A 17,717-nucleotide genomic window follows, 5' to 3' on the forward strand; every position below is an offset into this window, starting at 1 on the left:
TCGGATCGGGCTGCCATACCTCTCGCAAGCCGGACTGGGCCGGCTTTTTGGGGCATAAGTGTCTCGCGGGGGACATAAGGAAGGGACCGGGCGCATGCGCCCGGTCCCTCGTCCTGTTTGAGTCACTCGCTTTAGCGGGAGGCCTGCTCCTGCTCGGCAGCGTTCTGCGTGGCGCGCTTTCCGGCTTCCTGGAGGGCCTGGGCCACCTTGTTCAGCGCCGTCATGTGCTGGCCCTGCCACTCGTTGCGGAACTTGTCAGCGTCCGGACCCTTCCAGTCCGTGGCGGCCAGGACTTTGTTCAGCGTGTTGCGCTGGTTCTCGATCTCGTTCGAACCGGCCTGCAGCTTGGTGCCCAGGTTCTTCAGCTGCGCAATGTCTGCACCCCAAATAGCCATCAGATAACTCCTTCGATTGTCACGGACCCGAACCCTTCGGCATCCCCAGCGGCCTCCGGCTCATCCGGAAGTTCCAGTGACACCAAGCTATCCCTGCGATCGACAGACCGTCGATGGGCACGCCTCCCCATGCAGGACTCCCCATCCGCTGTCCGCCTTCCGGACGGGCGCCTGATTCTGCTCGATTAAACCTTCCATGGCCCGGTCTGGTCCCGCCGTTCCGGACCGGGCTCGTGTGCGAAGGCGAATGATCCGGCAGAATCCGACGCCCAGGCCGGCCCTATACCGTCGACGGGTAGGGGCGCTCGTCCTAGAGTGATTAACATGTGCCGCAATATCCGAACCTTGCATAATTTCGAGCCGCGCGCCACGTCCGCTGAGGTGGAGGCTGCCGCCCTGCAATACGTGCGCAAGATCAGCGGCAGCACCAAGCCCTCGAAGGCGAACGAGGAGATCTTCGAGGAGGCTGTCCACGAGATAGCCCACATCACCCAGCACCTCCTGGACCACCTGACCTCCCACGCACCTGCCCGAAACAGGGACGAAGAAGCCGCCAAGGCCAAGGCCCGGGCGGCTGTCCGGTTTGGTACCGCGTAGGCCCAAGTAACTGGCAGTTGTTGTCGTTTTCAGGCCGGATAACGACAACAAGTGCGATTCAGTTGGGTGGGGGATTCACTTCCCGAACGCCCGCAGCCGCAGCGAGTTTGCGACTACCAGCACCGAGCTCGCCGCCATCGCCGCGCCTGCAATCATGGGGTTGAGCAGGCCCAGGGCTGCGATGGGGATGCCGATTGCGTTGTAGAAGAAGGCCCAGAACAGGTTCATCTTGATGGTGGCTAGGGTCTTCCGTGACAGCCGGATGGCTTGCACCAATTGCCGGAGTTCGCTGCCCATGACGGTCAGATCCGACGCCTCTATAGCCACGTCCGTGCCCGAGCCCATCGCGATCCCCAGATCCGCCTGGGCCAGGGCGGCAGCATCATTGACGCCGTCGCCCGCCATGGCCACGGTGGCACCTTGAGCCTGGAGCTTCCGAACCGCTTCCACTTTCCCTTCCGGCAGGACTCCCGCGAACACGTCGCCTGCAGGAATTCCGACGGCGGCCGCTACTTGGGCGGCAACGGCGGCATTATCGCCAGTCAGCAGCATGGGACGAATGCCAAGCTCCTTGAGTGCGGCGATGGCGGCGGCGGAATCAGGTTTGAGGGTATCCCGGAGGCTCACGATCCCCGCTGCTTCGCCGTCCACGGCTACCCAGATAGCGGTGGCGCCGGCCGCTTCCTCTGAGTCGAAAGCCTTCTGCTGGTCGGCAGCCGGCATGATTCCGTTTTCTTCAAGCCAACCCTGCCGCCCGACCACAACAGTGCGCACAGCGCCGTCCAACGCAACCTTGCCGCGAACTCCGCCTCCGGGAGCGGAACGGAAGTCCTCGACGGCGGGCAGCGCGCCGGCGTCGGGCATTACGCCCTTGGCTGCGGCGGCGATTGCGTGCGCAATCGGATGTTCTGACGCCGATTCGACGGACCCCGCCAGCACCAACAGGATGTCTTCCGACAGCTCAGAGACAGAGACGGGACGTGTCACGGCAAGCTTCCCAGTAGTCACTGTGCCGGTCTTGTCCAGCAGGATGGTGTCCACGGTGCGGGTATCCTCGAGGACCTGAGGGCCCTTGATCAGGATGCCCAGCTGGGCTCCGCGACCGGTCCCGGTGAGCAACCCTACGGGGGTGGCCAGGCCAAGGGCGCAGGGGCAGGCGATCACCAGCACGGCAACACCGGCGGTGAAGGATGCGTTGAGGTCGCCGGTAACGACCAGCCAGGTGACGAAGGTGAGGAGCGCGATGACCAGCACCACGGGCACGAAGACGGCACTGATGCGGTCGGCGAGCCTAGCGATGGGAGCCTTCCCTGTCTGTGCCTGGCTGACCAGCCGTCCGATTTGAGCCAGTGTGGTGTCCGAACCGACCCGCGTTGCGCGCACCAGCAGCCGGCCCGAAGTGTTGATGGTTGCGCCCGTGACCGGGCTGTCCGGTCCAACTTCCACGGGCACGGACTCACCCGTTATGAGGGAGGCATCGACGGCGGACGCGCCGTGAAGGACCACGCCATCGGTGGCGATCTTCTCGCCGGGCCGGACCACGAAGACGTCGCCCACTTCAAGCAGGCCTGCCGGAATCTTGTGCTCGACGCCGTCACGCAGGATGGTCGCATCCTTGGCTCCGAGGCTTAGGAGTGCTTTGAGGGCGTTGCCCGCCTTCTGCTTGGCGTTGGCCTCAAGGTACCGCCCCAGCAGCAGGAACGTGGTGACGACGGCGGCCACTTCGAAGTAGAGTCCCCCGCCCATTCCATCCATGCCCTCCATGCCGGGATGTTCCGTCATGAGGGGATCGGCGATCAGCTGCCAGGCGGAGAAGGCGTAAGCCGCGAGAACTCCAAGGGACACCAAAGTGTCCATGGTGGACGCCAAGTGACGGGCGTTGATGGCCGCGGCCCTGTGGAAGGGCCACGCAGCCCAGCTCACCACGGGTAGCGCCAGCAGTGCCGCAACCCAGCCCCAGTGCGCGAACTGGAACGCCGGGACCATCGACATCGCGAAGACCGGAACCGTGAGGATCGCGGCGACAATCAGCCGGGGGAGCAGGAGCCTGGCGGCTGGACCATGGGCGACGTGGTCCTCGTGTTCCGGGGCGTCTGGTTCCGTCCGCTCCTCACCGGCGTCGTCGGACACGTCGGCCACCGAGGTTCCGCTGGTCGAGCTTGTCGAGACCTGGTGGTGGGCGTCTGCTTCGGTGGGCGAGATTGTCGGGACCGGGTGGGGGTGCTTGTTGGTGGACTCGCGGACGCGGGCCTTGTAGCCCGTTCCGTTTACCGTGTCTACTATTTGTTGGTCTGTGATGTCTGCCGGGACTGTGACGTGGGCGGATTCGAGGGGGAGGTTTACTGTGGCCTCAACTCCCTCCAGTTTGCCGAGCTTTCTTTCGACCCTGTTCACGCAGGAGGCGCAGGTCATGCCCTCGATGTCGAGCTCGATGATCCTGGTATCTGGCTGGTGGAGCGTTTCGCTGCTGCTCACCCTGGCCTCCTAGGCTTCGTTGGCAACAACCAGGTAGCCGGCTTCGGCGACGGCTTCGCCGATTTCCGCGGGAGACAGTTCCTTCGTGGACGTGATGGTCACGGTGGAGACTCCACCTGAGTTGAGGTCGACGTCGACGTTCTCCACGCCGGTAAGGGCCTCGAGTTCCTCGCTCACCGAAGACACGCAGTGTCCGCAGGTCATACCGGCAACGCTGACGTTGGTCTTGATGGTGGAAGTGTTCTGGCCCATGATGTGCTCCTTTGTGGTGAGTCTGATGAAGTGGTGGGATCCGGCGGTGTTACCGCAGCAGTCTGCCGATGGCATCGGTGGCCTCCTTGACCTTGAAGTCGAGCTGTTCGGCGCGGACAACGGCATCCGGCTCGGACGCCGCCCCAATGACGCAGTGGCCAATGTGTTCCTCCATAAGGCCAAGGCTCACGGCGTGCAGGGCCTTGTTCACTGCGGCCACTTGGGTGAGGATGTCGATGCAGTACTTGTCCTCCTCCACCATGCGGGCGATGCCGCGGACCTGCCCTTCGATCCGCTTGAGCCTGCGCAGGTAGGCGTCCTTGTTTGAGGTGTATCCATGGCTCGCGTCAGCAGCGGGCGTGTGATGCGCCAGAAGTGCGTCTTCCATTCCGTTCATGAACCTAAAGTAATACCCCCTAGGGGTATCAGTCAAGTACCCCCTAGGGGTATTGGCCAAAAAAGGGCGCCCGACGGGAAGGCCGGGCGCCCGAAGCTCCAGATTTTGGTGGAGCCTATGAATTAGTAGACGCTATTTTCAGTGCTTGTCTCCGGCAGGAGCAAGGCGGATGAACGTCACTGAATTGGGTTCGAATCTGTAGTTAAAGCTGGTGCCGGCTCCACCAAAGGTAGAGGCTGTGGACGTCATATTCTGTCCGTCTGCTGTAGGCGTGAGGGTAGTCACCGCGGCATTCGGGCTAACGGCTGCACCGTTGACATTAATTCCGACGTCGGCCGGCTCGGCCTGGGCGTTGACCACCTTGACAACGGTCTCGCCCGTCTTTGCGTCCTTCGTGGCCACGGAGTAGGCGGGGTCCGACTTCTCGTCGGTGAATGAGCCCCACAGCGTGCCGTCGAGATAGAGCTTGACGGTGCGCCCGCTGACCTCGATGCGAATGTCGTACTGCTTGCCGGTTTCGATCCTCCCGGCCTTCTCGAGCAGATTGGACTTGGCTCCGTTAACGGCCTTTTCAACAGCGGAGCGGGTGTTGTTCCAGCCGCCGAGGTTCCACCAGTAGTAGTTTCCGGTGTCCTTGACGCCGAAAGCGATGAGGAAGCCCTCAGAGCCGGAGAGCTTGGTTGCCTTGGTCTGGAAGGTGTAGTTGCTCCACTCCGGGTTTCCTGCCGTAACCAGGGTGTTGAGAGCCGTGGAGCTGGACTGGACGTACGCGCCATCGTGAATGGACCAGCTGCCGGTTCCGTTTCCCGTCCATGCACCGGCCGTGCCTGAGAAATCGTCAGCGAACAAGCCAGTGCCGTCTGCTCCGGTGACCTGGACGTCGTCGTACTTTGCCGCGGTCGCCCAAGTGGACAGGCCGATGCTGCCCGAAATGGGAGCGACCTGGACCGGGTTGGTTTGAGTGGTAGGAACAACGGAGTTGCCCACGTTGTTCATGAACAGCTTCTGTACTTCATAGTTGGGCGTTGTGCTGACGGAATTTCCGTTGAAGAAGATCATGTCGGGCCGCCATTGGACGTTGGCCTCATTCGCGATCAGCGGCGCATAGGAAGCCATTTGTACGACGTCTGCGTTTCGCTCAAGACCAGTCATGTAGGAGGCTTCGGCCAGGGCGTTTGCGGGCTTGTTGCCACGCGAAGCGTACTCCCCGAGGAACATCTTGTAGCTGTTACGGTCGTAGGAATCGTAGCGGTGGTTGTTGTTCAGGAACCACGAAGGATCGTTGTAGTAGTGCTCGTCGACGTAGTCGACGCCGACGGCGGCGTTGAAGCGGGAGAGGTCTTCGAATTCGGGCCCCTGGCTGAACGGCCCGGTGTTCCCGATGATTTCGATCTCGGGATGGGCAGCGCGGACAGCGTTGTAGAACTGGGTGAAGTACGCCTTGAACTCCGGCTTGTACTCCTCGTTTCCGAGGCCGATCCTGGTGAGGTTGTAGGGGGCGGGATGGCCGTACTCGATGCGCTTGGCGCCCCACTCGGTGCTGCCGTCACCGTTGGCAAACTCGATGAGGTCAAGGGTGTCCTGGATGTAACGGTCCAGCGTCGCCTGGTCCGGAGTCATCTTGTTGTCGCCGCAGCCCGTGACCCCGACCGGGACGACCGGCACGGGGACGGCGCCAAGATCCTCGGCCCACTGGAAATACTCCATGTAGCCCAGGCCGTACGTCTGGTTGTAGCCCCAGAAGTTCCTGTTGGCCGGACGCTGTTCAACGGGTCCGATGGTCTCTTTCCATTGGTAGGTGCGGGCCCGCGTGTAATTCGGCGCCGAGTAGGAGTCGTAGCTTCCGGTATTGACGATGCAGCCCCCGGGGAAGCGGAGGAAGCCCGGGTTGAGGTCTGCGACTTTCTCGGCGATGTCCCTACGGAGTCCGTTGGGACGGCCGTTCCAGGTGTCCTGCGGGAAGAGGGAGATCATGTCCATTCGGGCGGTTCCCGTGCCTTGGGCGAGGGTCACTACCCGGCCCAACTGTGCTGAGGACTTGGGGCTGAGCGTGACCGTGTATTTGGTCCAGGTGTCACTTTTGACCTTGATGGAGGTCGAGTCGAGAGTACTTCCCTCCGCGGTTTCCAGTGAGACCGCGAGGGTGGTGCCACCGGGGTTGGAAGTGCGCGCCCAGACGGAATAGTCGTACTTCCTGCCCTTTTCCAGGTTCTGCCCTCCATTCCAGCCGCTGTTGCGGACTCCGACGCCGGCTCCGACGCCTGCCGCAGTGGCGTCCACCTGAAGGTAGTTGCGGTTGTTTTCATTGAGCCGCTCATCGTCATTGACGACTCGTGCCGTTCCCGTGCTTCCTCGTTGAAGAACCTCCCACGCCGTCAGGGGCGTGAAACTCCGATTGTCGCCGGAGTTGAATTCGAAGGAACGGTTCTGGATGAGCTCAGCGTAGATGCCCCCGTCAGCACCCTGATTGATGTCTTCGTAGAAGCCTCCGTACATCGTTGATGCAATGTCCGGGCCCTTCTGGTCCAGGTTCACGGTGATGGTTCGATCCAAGGGTGCCGCTGACGCGTTGAGTGGCTGGAGCGTCAATGTTGCCGCAGCCACACAGCCAGCAAGTGCCAGGGTGCCGGCGCGCCGGGCCGGTAGTTGTCGGGATTTGGTGTGCATGAAAGGAAGGACCTTTCTCCGTTGAAGGGGCTCGAGTGCATGGGGACTCGCCCGAAGGTCCTAGTGCCGGACCATTGCGATTCGGGGTGTTAGCGGTCACAATCCGCTCTCAGTATCCGTACCTGACTCTCACTTGTAAAGCGGCGCGCCGGGCCGAACTGACGGTTGCGTCGCTTTCAAATGTGATCCATACTTCTTTCTGGATAGGGGTGTTAGCGATCACAATCCGGTTTCTTCCACCGCCGGCACTTCTTCAAGAAAGTCTGTTATGTCTCATCCCAACAGCCCATTGGACGTCATCGTCACAATTCCTGCTCGTCGTGACGAAATGCTGTCAGCTGCTGAATTGTCCCTTCGTGAACATGCCATTAGGGAGCGCGCGGGAATACTCGTCACGCGCCGTGATCCAAACCGCTACACAGTTGCTGTCTGTAGCTCGGTGCCCAGCGGCGTGACGCGGGAAGTGTCCCTTTACTGATTTCCAGCACTGACTGCTGATCTTGCCCTATGTCTCAGAACTCACTGGCGAAAGGGCCGGCACCCTGCGTGTCAGGCTTGGGTGAGTCCAGTGGTTCATAGCAAGTAAGTTCAGCCTCACGCGGGGCGAGAATCAGGAAATCGTCACTTTGTCTGCCGTTGTTTTGTCGTCCGTGGGTCATGATGGGCCCATGGGCAGTAGTCATCAGGATCCGGTCCCAGCGGGCCGTCGCCGTTCGTTTACCCCGGCGCAGAAGCTCGCGCATGTGAACGCATACGAGGACGCTTGCGCCTCTGCGGCCGGTGGCGCCTATCTTCGCAGTGAGGGCCTGTACTCCTCCCAGATCACCGAATGGCGCCGCCTGCGTGATGCCGGTGTCCTTGAGGGCAAACAGGCCGGGCAGGCCATCGGTCGCCCGTCGCCCGAACAGGCCGAGATCGCGAGGCTGAAGCAGGAGCTGGAGGCCGCCCGCAAGAGGCTGTCCACGACCGAGACCGCCCTGGAAATCATGGGAAAAGCACACGCGCTCTTGGAGGATCTGTCCGAGAGCGCGGCCGAGAAGCCGCGGAAGAAGCCTTGAGCACCGCGTATCTGGATCTGACCGCCTCGGGGGTTCCGACCCGGCAGGCCGCGGCACTGACCGGGCTGTCCCGGGCCACGATGCACCGCCGGGCGAACCGGCGCCCGACGCCGCCACGGCTACCGGCCAGGCGGGCCCCGGCGAACAAGATCCCGGCGGCGGAGCGGAGCTCACTGCTGGAGCTGATGAACTCGCCCGAGTATGTGGACCGGCCGCCCCTGCAGATCTATGCCGACCTGCTGGACCAGGGCCGCTATCTCGGGTCGGTCTCCACAATGTACCGGGTCCTGGGAGAGAACCAGCAGGTCAAGGAACGCCGCCGGCAGGCCCGCCACCGGCCCAGGGCCAGGCCCGAGCTGGTCGCCACGGGACCCGGGCAGGTCTACACGTGGGACATCACCAAACTCGCCGGCCCGGTCAAGGGGACCTGGTACGACGCGTACGTGATGATCGACATCTACTCCCGCTACATCATCGGCGCACACGTGCACGCCACCGAATCCGGGCCGCTGGCGGTGGAGATGATGCGGGAGATTTTCGGCATCCATGGCATCCCGCAGGTCGTCCACGCCGACCGAGGCACCTCCATGACCTCCAAAACCGTCACCGCCCTGCTCGCGGACCTGAACGTCACCAAGTCCCACTCCCGGCCCAAGGTCAGCAACGACAACCCCTACTCCGAGGCCTGGTTCAAGACCATGAAATACGCGCCCGTGTTCCCGGCCCGGTTCGGCTCCCTGACCCACGCGAGGACGTTCGTGGGTGACTTCGTTGACTGGTACAACCACGAGCACCGGCATACCGGGATCGGACTGCACACGCCCGCCGACGTGCACTACGGACATGCCACCGCCAAAGCCGCCCAACGCGCCGCGACCCTGGCAGCCGCCAGATCCGCGCATCCTGAACGGTTCAGCACAACCAGCCCACCCAAGATCCTGGCACTCCCGGAAACCGCCTGGATCAACGAACCCCCAGCCGAAAACCAAGCCGCCTAACTCCCACTGGACTCACTCAGCTTGAAAAATTCCGGCACGGGGCGCTGCTGCCCTGGTTCCGGTACCGAAAGGAAGCTCCAATGATCAACCAACCACCCCCTCAATCGCTGTCCCGCCGCCTTTTCCTCGGAGGCAGCGTCGCCGCAGCCGCCGTTGTAGGAGGGGCGGGAAACCTGGTTTTGGCTACTGCGGCAGGAGCGGCGCCGGAGACCGCGGCCACGATTAATCCCGTGGTCCGAGAGCGGGCCGACCCATGGCTTATCAAGCACAGTGACGGAAGGTATTACTTCACTGGGTCCGTGCCGGAATACGACAGGATCGTGCTGCGTTCGTCGTCGACAATTGCCGGGCTGGAAGATGCCACGGAAACTGTCGTCTGGACCCGCCCGTCCTCGGGCGTTATGGGCGGGCACATTTGGGCGCCGGAGCTTCACCATTTCGACGGCCAATGGCACATCTATTTCGCCGCTGGAAATAGCGACAATGTTTTTGCGGTCCGGATTTACGTCATTTCCAATTGGTCCGCTGATCCTTTGGCCGGAACATGGAGTGCGCCGGCCCGCGTTTTCACCCATGAAGACAGCTTCTCCCTCGATGCCACCACATTCGAGCACAACGGACTGCGCTACCTGGTCTGGGCGCAAACCGAGGCAGGGGTGAATTCAAGCCTGTTCATTGCGATTATGTCCGGCTCGTCGACGCTGTCCAGTGCCGTAACCCGCATTGCAACCCCGAGCTACGAGTGGGAGACACGCGGCTACCGCGTCAATGAGGGCGCGGCCGTCATCAGGCGCAACGGCCGGATCTTCATCAGCTATTCAGCCAGCGCCACGGATGCGAATTACTGCATGGGGCTTCTGACGGCGGACGAAAACGCAGACCTCCTGAACGCCGCATCCTGGACCAAGTCCCCCACCCCGGTGTTCACGACTAATGAAGGGACAAAGCAATACGGGCCCGGTCACAACTCCTTCTCCACCGATGAAGAAGGCAACGACATCCTCGTCTACCATGCCCGCTCATACTGGAATATCGTCGGCGACCCCCTGTATGACCCCAATCGCCATGCGCGCGTGCAGCGCCTCTACTGGAATGCGGACGGGACCCCCAACTTCGGAGTGCCCGTTGGTGACGGCGAACTTCCGGTCCGGTTGCGCCCGGCGTCAGCTGCCGATCAGTTCATCGTTCACGACGGTTTGAACCTGACCGTCAGCGCATCCGCCAACTCGACCACGGAACTACCGACGTCGCAGTTCAGGGTGGCTCCGGGCTATGGCAAGAAGGGCTCGATCGTCATTGAGCCAATCCTTACCAAGGGTCGGTACCTGCGCGTCGAGGGGGACAAGGTTGTAGTGGCCGCCACCCCAAATTCTTCCTCCGCCTTTAATCGACGCAAGGGTCTTTCCGACAGCTCAGGCTGGTCCTTTGAATCCATAGACTTCCCAGGATCCTTCCTGCGAGTCGTCGACGGTGTCCTGGGCCTCTCGAAGGTCGACTCAGCTCAAAAAGCCTCCGCCACCTTCTATCCGGAGGGCTGAGCGTGCCCCCTGAGGCGCGCTGTTCAAGCCCTTCGTCCTGATCAGTGCGGTTGACCCGCGCTGACAACGCCGCGATTTCCATCGCGATCCAACTGTGACCTAAAGCTACTTGACCAACAGTAGTGTTAGCGCTCACAATCGAGACAGAGCTTTCAGAAGCTCAACAATCAGCAGCAACGGCGGTGCTAGTTTCTCCGGCCTGCATGCCTGCATAACCCGGGAGTATTCGATGATCAAGAAATCCATGTTTGCTGTCCTTGCCGCTACCGGCCTCGCCCTGACTGCGTGTGGAGGTGGAGGAGCTTCTGCCGGCGCCGCCAACGGTTCGGGTGGGGACAAGATCACCATGGGCTTTGCCCAGGTGGGTGCGGAGAGCGGATGGCGAACTGCGAACACCAAGTCCGTGCAGGAGTCGGCCAAGGAGGCTGGCGTAGACCTCAAGTTCTCCGACGCCCAGCAGAAGCAGGAGAACCAGATCAAGGCGATCCGCTCCTTCGTCCAGCAGAAGGTGGACGTCATCGCCTTCTCGCCGGTGGTCGAGTCCGGTTGGGACACGGTCCTGAAAGAGGCAAAGGATGCGAAGATTCCGGTGATCCTCACCGACCGGGCCGTGGACTCCAAGGACACCTCGCTGTACAAGACGTTCCTCGGCTCCGACTTCGTGGCCGAAGGCAAGAAGGCCGGAGAGTGGCTCGTGGAGCAGTCAAAGTCCAGCGAACCGGTCAACATCGTGGAAATCCAGGGAACCACTGGTTCAGCCCCTGCCAATGACCGTAAGCAGGGCTTCGAGGACGCCATAAAGGACGATCCGGACCTGAAGATTGTGGCCTCCCAGAGCGGAGACTTCACCCGCAGCGGCGGCAAGCAGGTCATGGAGGCGTTCCTTAAGAACAACCCCGACATTGATGTCGTCTTCGCACACAACGACGACGAAGGGCTGGGTGCCATCGAGGCCATCGAGGCCGCAGGCAAGGTTCCGGGCAAGGACATCAAGATCATCACCATTGACGCGGTCAAGGACGGCATGACCGCCCTCAGCAACGGCAAGATCAACTTCATCGTCGAGTGCAACCCCCTCCTCGGCGACCAGCTCATGGACCTCGCCAAGAAGGTCGTGGCCGGCCAGGATGTGCCGCAGCGTGTTGTCACGGAAGAGACCACCTTCACCATGGAGCAGGCCAAGCAGGTCCTTTCCAGCCGCCAGTACTAAGCCACCAGTACTAAGCCGCCTGCATGGGCAAGCCGTGCGGCAGTCCAACGGGGCTGCCGCACGGCACCACCAGCAAGGGGAAAGACAGGAAATGAACAAAATCGTTCCGGTCGTGCAAATGGACGACATCGAAATCGGATTCCCGGGCGTCAAAGCCCTTGACCGTGTCAGCTTCCGCCTGTTCCAAGGCGAAGTCCATGCCCTGATGGGCGAGAACGGGGCCGGAAAATCGACCCTGATCAAGGCGCTCACCGGTGTCTACTCCATCGATGCCGGGACGATTGTTGTGCTGGGTGAATCCAAGCGGTTCTCCACGCCCGCGGAGTCGCAGGCTGCAGGAATCAGCACGGTCTACCAGGAGGTCAACCTCTGTCCCAACCTCTCAGTCGAGGAGAACATCCTTCTTGGCCGGGAACCGCGACGCCGGGGTTCGATCGACTGGCGGGGAGTAAGGGCACGGGGGAAGGAAGTTCTTGCCCAGCTGCACCTGGAGCACGTAGATCCGGGATCGCTCCTCTCGGAGCACTCCATTGCCATCCAGCAGCTCATCGCCATAGCCCGCTCCGTCGAAGTCAATGCCAAGGTCCTGATTCTCGATGAGCCAACATCCAGCCTTGATGCCGGCGAAGTCGCTCAACTTTTCGACGTCATTCGCGAACTCCGGGATCGGGGCGTCGCGATCCTCTTCGTCTCCCACTTCCTCGAGCAGGTCTACGAAATATCTGATCGGATGACGGTCCTCCGCAACGGCTGCCTCGTGGGAGAGTTCATGACGCGGGACCTGTCCAGGATCAGCCTCATCTCAAAAATGATGGGCAAGGAGATGGACGTGCTGGCCGAGCTTGACCAAGCGCCTGTCCGGATCAAGTCCACCAGCAATGCAAGCGTGGTTCCCTTCATCGAAACAGAGGGGCTAGGCCGCAAGGGATCTGTCTCCAAGGTCAACCTGTCCATCTACCCCGGTGAAGTAGTCGGCCTTGCCGGGCTGCTTGGAGCCGGACGTACTGAGATCGCCCGGCTCCTCTTTGGAGCCGACAAGTCCGACCAGGGATCGATCAAAATCAAAGGCAAGCCGCAGAAGCTCCGGTCTCCCCGTTCCGCCATTGATGCGAACATCGGCTTTTGCTCAGAAGACCGCAAAGAGGAAGGGCTGATCGGAGACCTGACCGTGCGGGACAACCTCGTCCTTGCCATGCAGGCGAGCAAAGGCTGGGCCCGCCGGATACCACGCCGGGTGCAGGACCAGCTTGTGGACGAGTTCATCACAACCCTGGACATCCGGCCCGCCAATCCCGATGCACTCATTCGGAACCTCAGTGGCGGCAACCAGCAAAAGGTCCTCCTGGCCCGATGGCTGGTTACCAACCCCGAACTCCTGATCCTTGATGAACCTACCCGCGGCATTGACATCGGTGCCAAAACCCAGATCCAGAAGCTGGTGGCAAAGCTCGCCTCCAAGGGAATGGCCGTCCTGTTTGTCTCGTCAGAGATCGACGAAGTCCTGCGGGTCAGTGACCGCGTTGCAGTCATCAAGGACCGCGAGATGGTGGCAGAGGTCATCAACGACGACATTTCCGAACACGACGTCATGGCGGTCATCGCCGGAGGCCCCGAATGAAATCCCTGCTTAAGAACCGGCTCACCTGGCCCCTGGTAGCGCTGCTTGCCCTGCTCGCCCTCAACCAGGTCTTCCGGGCCGACTTCCTGGCGTTGCGAATGCAGGACGGCCACCTCTACGGCAGCCTGATCGATATCCTGCGCAATGGGGCACCGACAGTACTCATCGCCTTGGGGATGACCCTCGTTGTGGCGACCCGGGGAATCGACCTTTCCGTTGGTGCCATCGTTGCAATTGCCGGAGCGATTTCCTGCAGCTATATTGCTTCTTCCTCTGATCCCTCGTCGCTGGCCACCGCGGGCACCGCCGCGGCCATCGCCGTCGTCGCCGGTCTTGCCCTGGGAGTCTGGAACGGCTTCCTGGTATCGGTCATCGGGGTCCAACCGATTATCGCGACGCTCGTGCTTATGACGGCGGGACGGGGCGTGGCACAACTGGTCACCGGAGGCCAGATCGTGAGCGTCAGTAACGATCATTACAAATCCATTGGGGCGGGCTACGCCTTCACCCTCCCCATCTCGATCCTCATCACCGCGGCTGTCTTCGTACTCGCTGCCGTGTTGACGCGACGCACTGCCCTGGGAACCCTGATCGAAGCCGTCGGCATCAACCCCGTGGCGTCCCGCCTGGCTGGAATCCGCGCCCGAAATATCATCTGGATTGTGTACGTCTTCAGTGCATTATGCGCCGCCATTGCCGGCCTAATGATCAGTTCAAATGTCACGGCGGCCGATGCGAACAACGCGGGTCTTTACATCGAGATGGACGCCATCCTGGCAGTGGTCATTGGCGGAACATCACTGGCAGGGGGCCGTTACAGCCTGGTCGGTACGGTCATCGGCGCTTTCATCATCCAGACGCTCACCACCACTGTCTACACCCTGGGCATTCCGCCGGAGGTCACTCTCGTGTTCAAGGCACTGGTTGTCCTCAGCGTATGCCTGCTGCAGGCTCCCGCAGCCCGGAACGCCCTGAGGCGCTTCAGGCCAGCTCCCAAACTCCCGGCCAAGGAAAAGGTCGCGATCTAAATGTCTCCCCTCTCAACCTTGACTCCTCCGCTGAAGAAGTCCTCCGCGATTGGCTATGGCAGGTTGCGTGGGGGAGCCAGGTATGCCCCAACCCTCGCCACGCTCGGTCTTTTCCTTGCCATGTTCGCCGTCGGTGCGGGTATGTACCCGAGCTTCCTTTCGGGCCAAGTCCTCCTGAACCTGTTCATCGACAACACGTTCCTGACTGTCCTCGCCGTCGGTATGACGTTCGTGATCCTGACTGGCGGAATCGACCTTTCGGTAGGCGCCGTCGTCGCGCTTTCCATGATGGTCTGCGCCTCGCTGTTGCAAGCTGGCTGGAACCCGTCCATGGTGATTCCGCTGGTAATTCTCATCGGCGGCGGGCTGGGCACCCTCATGGGGCTCGTGATCCAGTACTTCGACATCCAGCCGTTCATTGTCACCCTTGCCGGCATGTTCCTGGCCAGGGGCTTGTGCTACGTGATCAGCCTGGACTCCATCCCCGTGACCGATCCGTTCTTTACGTCCATGGCACAGGCCAGGATCCCTCTCGCGGGGGACCTCTTCATCTCCCCGGGCGTGCTCATCGCAGTGGCAGTAGTAGCGGTGGCCTTCTTCATCCTGCACCACACCAGGTTCGGACGCACGGTTTACGCCCTTGGCGGCAATGAGCACTCCGCGATGCTGATGGGTTTGAATGTGAAGGGAACCAAGGTGGCCGTTTATGCCGTCAGCGGGCTCTGCTCCGCAGTCGCGGGCTTGTTGTTCTCCTTCTACAGCCTCTCGGGCTATAGTCTTGCCGCCCAGGGAATGGAACTCGATGCGATCGCCGCAGTAGTGATCGGCGGAACCCTGTTGACCGGAGGCACTGGCTATGTGCTTGGCTCTGTTGTCGGCGTCCTGGTGCTGGGCATCGTCCAGACCTTCATTGCCTACGACGGCACGCTGAGTTCGTGGTGGACGAAGATTGTCATCGGCGGCCTGCTGCTGGTCTTCATCCTGCTTCAGCGGCTCTTCTCGAGAAAGACATATTAGGCCCTGGTGGTGGCTGCCAGCGGGCAAACTCTTGACGGAAGCCCTGTTAGCGTTCACACTTTGAAAAGATTCAATTTTGGCTGACAGCTCGCGATAGGGGGGCAAGTGACGGACGCATTATTGCCACAACGGCCGCCCGTGATGAAGGACGTGGCCAGGATCGCGGGCGTGTCGCATCAGACGGTGTCACGGGTGCTCAACGGCCATCCCAGTGTCAGCGCAAGCGTCCGGGAACGCGTAGAAACTGTCATCGAGGAGTTGGGCTACCGCCGTAACGTTGCTGCCCGCAGCCTTGTCACGCGACGGTCAAGGACAGTCGGGGTTCTCGCGACCGAACTGGTGCAATATGGACCCTCGCGTACTCTCTTGGGGCTTGAGAGCGCGGCCCGGGATGCGGACTATTTCGTGAGCATTGCGACGGTCCGGGACGTCAGTATTAAGAGCGTGAGGGAGGCGCTGAACCACCTTGGGGACCAGTCTGTCGATGGAATTGTGGTGGTGGTGCCGCATCCGGGGATCCTGGAGGCGCTGAGCCTGATCGAGCACTCCTTTCCGGTTGTCACAGCCACCTCGGCTACGGGAGGACCGCTGGGAAGCGCGGCAGTAAACCAGCGACTCGGGGCGCGCATGGCAGTTCAGCACCTGATTGAGCTGGGGCACACGCGCATTGGCCACGTGTCCGGGCCCATGAACTGGTTCGACGCCGTTGAACGTGTCGAGGGCTGGCGCGAGGCCCTGACTGAGGCCGGGCTGCAGGCCGACATCCTGATTCAGGGAGACTGGACCGCCGAACGGGGCTATGAGGCAGGGCTATCCCTTGGATCCTCTGACGCGTCCGCATTCTTCATCGCCAATGACCAAATGGCGCTGGGCTTCCTGAGGGGAGTGCAGGAGTGTGGATTAAGGGTTCCCGACGACGTCAGCATCGTTGGGTATGACGACCAGCCGGACGCGGGCTTCTTTTATCCTCCGCTCACCACGGTCAAGCAGGATTTCGAAGAGCTTGGCCGCCGGAGTATCAAAGCACTCCTTGAGCAGTTGGACAGCGGCACCATCCCGCCGAAACAAATGATCGATCCGGCGATCGTGGTCCGCGCGAGCAGTGGACCGCTCCGGAGGTGAAGCCAGCCGCCCGGCTAGCGGTTGGCGCTTAGGGCTGGTGGCTGAAGCTGCGGCCCGGGTGGTGACAACCTCCGCCTCCATCTCCCTTCTTCCCTTCGGGGTTGTGCTGTTGTAGCCCGAAGAATGAGACGGGGCTCAACAGGCTCAACGAATCGTTTGCTGTCCGCTCCCTCCAAGTGCTGGGACTCCATGAGGGCAGCGATGCATTGCCTGCCCAGCTCTTCGAAATCCAGCCTTATGGTGGTGAGCGGTGGGTAGAAGTAGGCGGCCTCCGGCTGGTCGTCGTAGCCCACGACGCTCAGGTCCTGGGGGATTCGGAGCGGCTGCTCATGAAGTGCCCGGAGCAACCCAAGCGCCATTTGGTCATTGGATACGAACATTGCAGTAGCCGCGGGTTCACGACCAAGGGCGAGGCCCGCCGCGTACCCGCTATTGGCACTCCAGTCCCCATAGAGCAGCGGGCCGGGGGGAAGGCTGGCCTCGGTCAATGCTTCGAGCCACCCTTCAAGGCGTTCCACGGCGTCGAACCAGTCCATGGGGCCGGAGATGTGGCCGATCCGGGTGTGCCCCAGCTCAATCAAGTGCTGCACCGCCAGCCGCGCGCCCGCCCGCTGATCCACTGCCGCTCCAAGGCTGGATCTGCGGGTATCGGAGGTGGCCGCAACGACGGCCACGCGGGGCGCTATCCGGTCCAGGGCTTCCAGCAATCCTGGATGGGGGACCACCACTACTATCCCCTCCACTCCTTGATTCCAGAAGTGATCCAGCGCATGGGCCACCGACGCGAAGGTGATCTCCCGCAGCGTTGCGATGCTGACGAAGTGTCCGGCTTCCCGGGCGGCCCGTTCGATACCGAGCAGGGTGCGCGCGGGACCGAATTGCGAGAGGTCGGAAGTGAGGACTCCTATTGTCTGGGATCGTCGCGTAGCCAGGGAGCGGGCAATGACATTCCGCCGATATCCAAGTTCGGTGATGGCCGCTTCCACCTGTTGGCGGGCCTTCGCACTCACATTCGGGTGGTCATTGATCACACGCGACACGGTCTGGTGGGACACCCCGGCCACTCGGGCCACGTCCTTCATCACAGGCGGTCTGTTGAATTCCGTCCCCGCCATTTGTGCCTGCTCCCTCGCGCTAAAGGTATTCCAGAGTTTGTTAGCGCTACCACCCCCAATTGTCTTTCACGCGCGCTGCCGAATCAACCTTCCCGCGAATCCCTTCTAATGTGCTTGCCGTCACAATTGTTTGCGCTAACATTTCAGGGCCGGGACCTGGCACTTTCCGGAAGAGTAACTAGCAGGTGTTCATCAACGCGGCGCCGACGCCGCCCTAAAGAGAGCCTCCT

13 protein-coding genes and 1 pseudogene are annotated in these 17,717 nt (G+C 61.7%); 8 read left to right on the plus strand and 6 right to left on the minus strand.

Annotated elements, in window-relative coordinates; all coding sequences use genetic code 11:
• Window positions 1–131 precede the first annotated feature (131 nt).
• Window positions 132–395 (minus strand): WXG100 family type VII secretion target, encoded by a 264-nt coding sequence (locus J7E82_RS09710; protein ID WP_214862395.1) that lies wholly within the window; start codon window positions 393–395, stop codon window positions 132–134.
• Window positions 396–719: 324 nt separating this feature from the next.
• Here J7E82_RS09710 and J7E82_RS09715 point away from each other — a divergent pair, with 324 nt between their 5' ends.
• A complete protein-coding gene (locus tag J7E82_RS09715) occupies window positions 720–992 on the plus strand; it encodes a DUF2277 domain-containing protein (RefSeq protein WP_214862396.1) in 273 nt (90 codons plus the stop codon).
• A gap of 75 nt (window positions 993–1,067) precedes the next feature.
• Here the strand turns inward: J7E82_RS09715 and J7E82_RS09720 are convergent, their stop codons facing one another.
• From J7E82_RS09720 to J7E82_RS09735, 4 genes are all read right to left on the minus strand, one after another.
• Window positions 1,068–3,467 (minus strand): cation-translocating P-type ATPase, encoded by a 2,400-nt coding sequence (locus tag J7E82_RS09720; RefSeq protein WP_214862397.1) that lies wholly within the window; start codon window positions 3,465–3,467, stop codon window positions 1,068–1,070.
• 9 nt (window positions 3,468–3,476) lie between these two features.
• Window positions 3,477–3,719, minus strand: a complete 243-nt coding sequence (locus J7E82_RS09725; protein WP_251041696.1) for a heavy-metal-associated domain-containing protein — start codon at window positions 3,717–3,719, stop codon at window positions 3,477–3,479.
• A gap of 49 nt (window positions 3,720–3,768) precedes the next feature.
• Complete coding sequence (locus tag J7E82_RS09730) at window positions 3,769–4,116, minus strand: metal-sensitive transcriptional regulator (RefSeq protein ID WP_214862399.1); 348 nt, start codon at window positions 4,114–4,116, stop codon at window positions 3,769–3,771.
• Window positions 4,117–4,254: 138 nt separating this feature from the next.
• Complete coding sequence (locus J7E82_RS09735; protein ID WP_214862400.1) at window positions 4,255–6,783, minus strand: alpha-L-arabinofuranosidase C-terminal domain-containing protein; 2,529 nt, start codon at window positions 6,781–6,783, stop codon at window positions 4,255–4,257.
• Between the two features lie 668 nt (window positions 6,784–7,451).
• Between J7E82_RS09735 and J7E82_RS09740 the strand changes: the two are divergent.
• From J7E82_RS09740 to J7E82_RS09770, 7 genes and pseudogenes are all read left to right on the plus strand, one after another.
• Window positions 7,452–8,839: pseudogene (locus J7E82_RS09740) on the plus strand (IS3 family transposase).
• An 80-nt stretch (window positions 8,840–8,919) separates the two neighbouring features.
• Complete coding sequence (locus J7E82_RS09745; protein ID WP_214862401.1) at window positions 8,920–10,377, plus strand: family 43 glycosylhydrolase; 1,458 nt, start codon at window positions 8,920–8,922, stop codon at window positions 10,375–10,377.
• A gap of 229 nt (window positions 10,378–10,606) precedes the next feature.
• On the plus strand, window positions 10,607–11,587 hold the full coding sequence (locus J7E82_RS09750) for an ABC transporter substrate-binding protein (protein WP_214862402.1): 981 nt from the start codon (window positions 10,607–10,609) through the stop codon (window positions 11,585–11,587).
• 91 nt (window positions 11,588–11,678) lie between these two features.
• Entirely contained in the window at window positions 11,679–13,205 is a 1,527-nt protein-coding gene (locus tag J7E82_RS09755; protein ID WP_214862403.1) for a sugar ABC transporter ATP-binding protein, read from the plus strand.
• Window positions 13,202–14,233, plus strand: coding sequence for an ABC transporter permease (locus J7E82_RS09760; protein WP_214862404.1), 1,032 nt, complete (start codon window positions 13,202–13,204; stop codon window positions 14,231–14,233). The genes J7E82_RS09755 and J7E82_RS09760 overlap by 4 nt, the downstream gene beginning before the upstream one ends.
• On the plus strand, window positions 14,234–15,250 hold the full coding sequence (gene yjfF / locus J7E82_RS09765; RefSeq protein ID WP_214862405.1) for a galactofuranose ABC transporter, permease protein YjfF: 1,017 nt from the start codon (window positions 14,234–14,236) through the stop codon (window positions 15,248–15,250).
• Between the two features lie 141 nt (window positions 15,251–15,391).
• On the plus strand, window positions 15,392–16,372 hold the full coding sequence (locus tag J7E82_RS09770) for a LacI family DNA-binding transcriptional regulator (protein WP_214862446.1): 981 nt from the start codon (window positions 15,392–15,394) through the stop codon (window positions 16,370–16,372).
• Between the two features lie 14 nt (window positions 16,373–16,386).
• On the opposite strand, the gene J7E82_RS09775 is transcribed toward J7E82_RS09770, so the two are convergent.
• Window positions 16,387–17,454 carry a LacI family DNA-binding transcriptional regulator gene (locus J7E82_RS09775; protein WP_214862447.1) on the minus strand — a complete coding sequence of 356 codons (1,068 nt, stop codon included), beginning with the start codon at window positions 17,452–17,454 and terminating at the stop codon, window positions 16,387–16,389.
• Between the last annotated feature and the right edge of the window lie 263 nt (window positions 17,455–17,717).

Origin of the sequence: Arthrobacter sp. ISL-30, assembly GCF_018613855.1 — a bacterium.
In the GTDB taxonomy this organism is placed as follows: Bacteria; Actinomycetota; Actinomycetes; order Actinomycetales; family Micrococcaceae; genus Arthrobacter.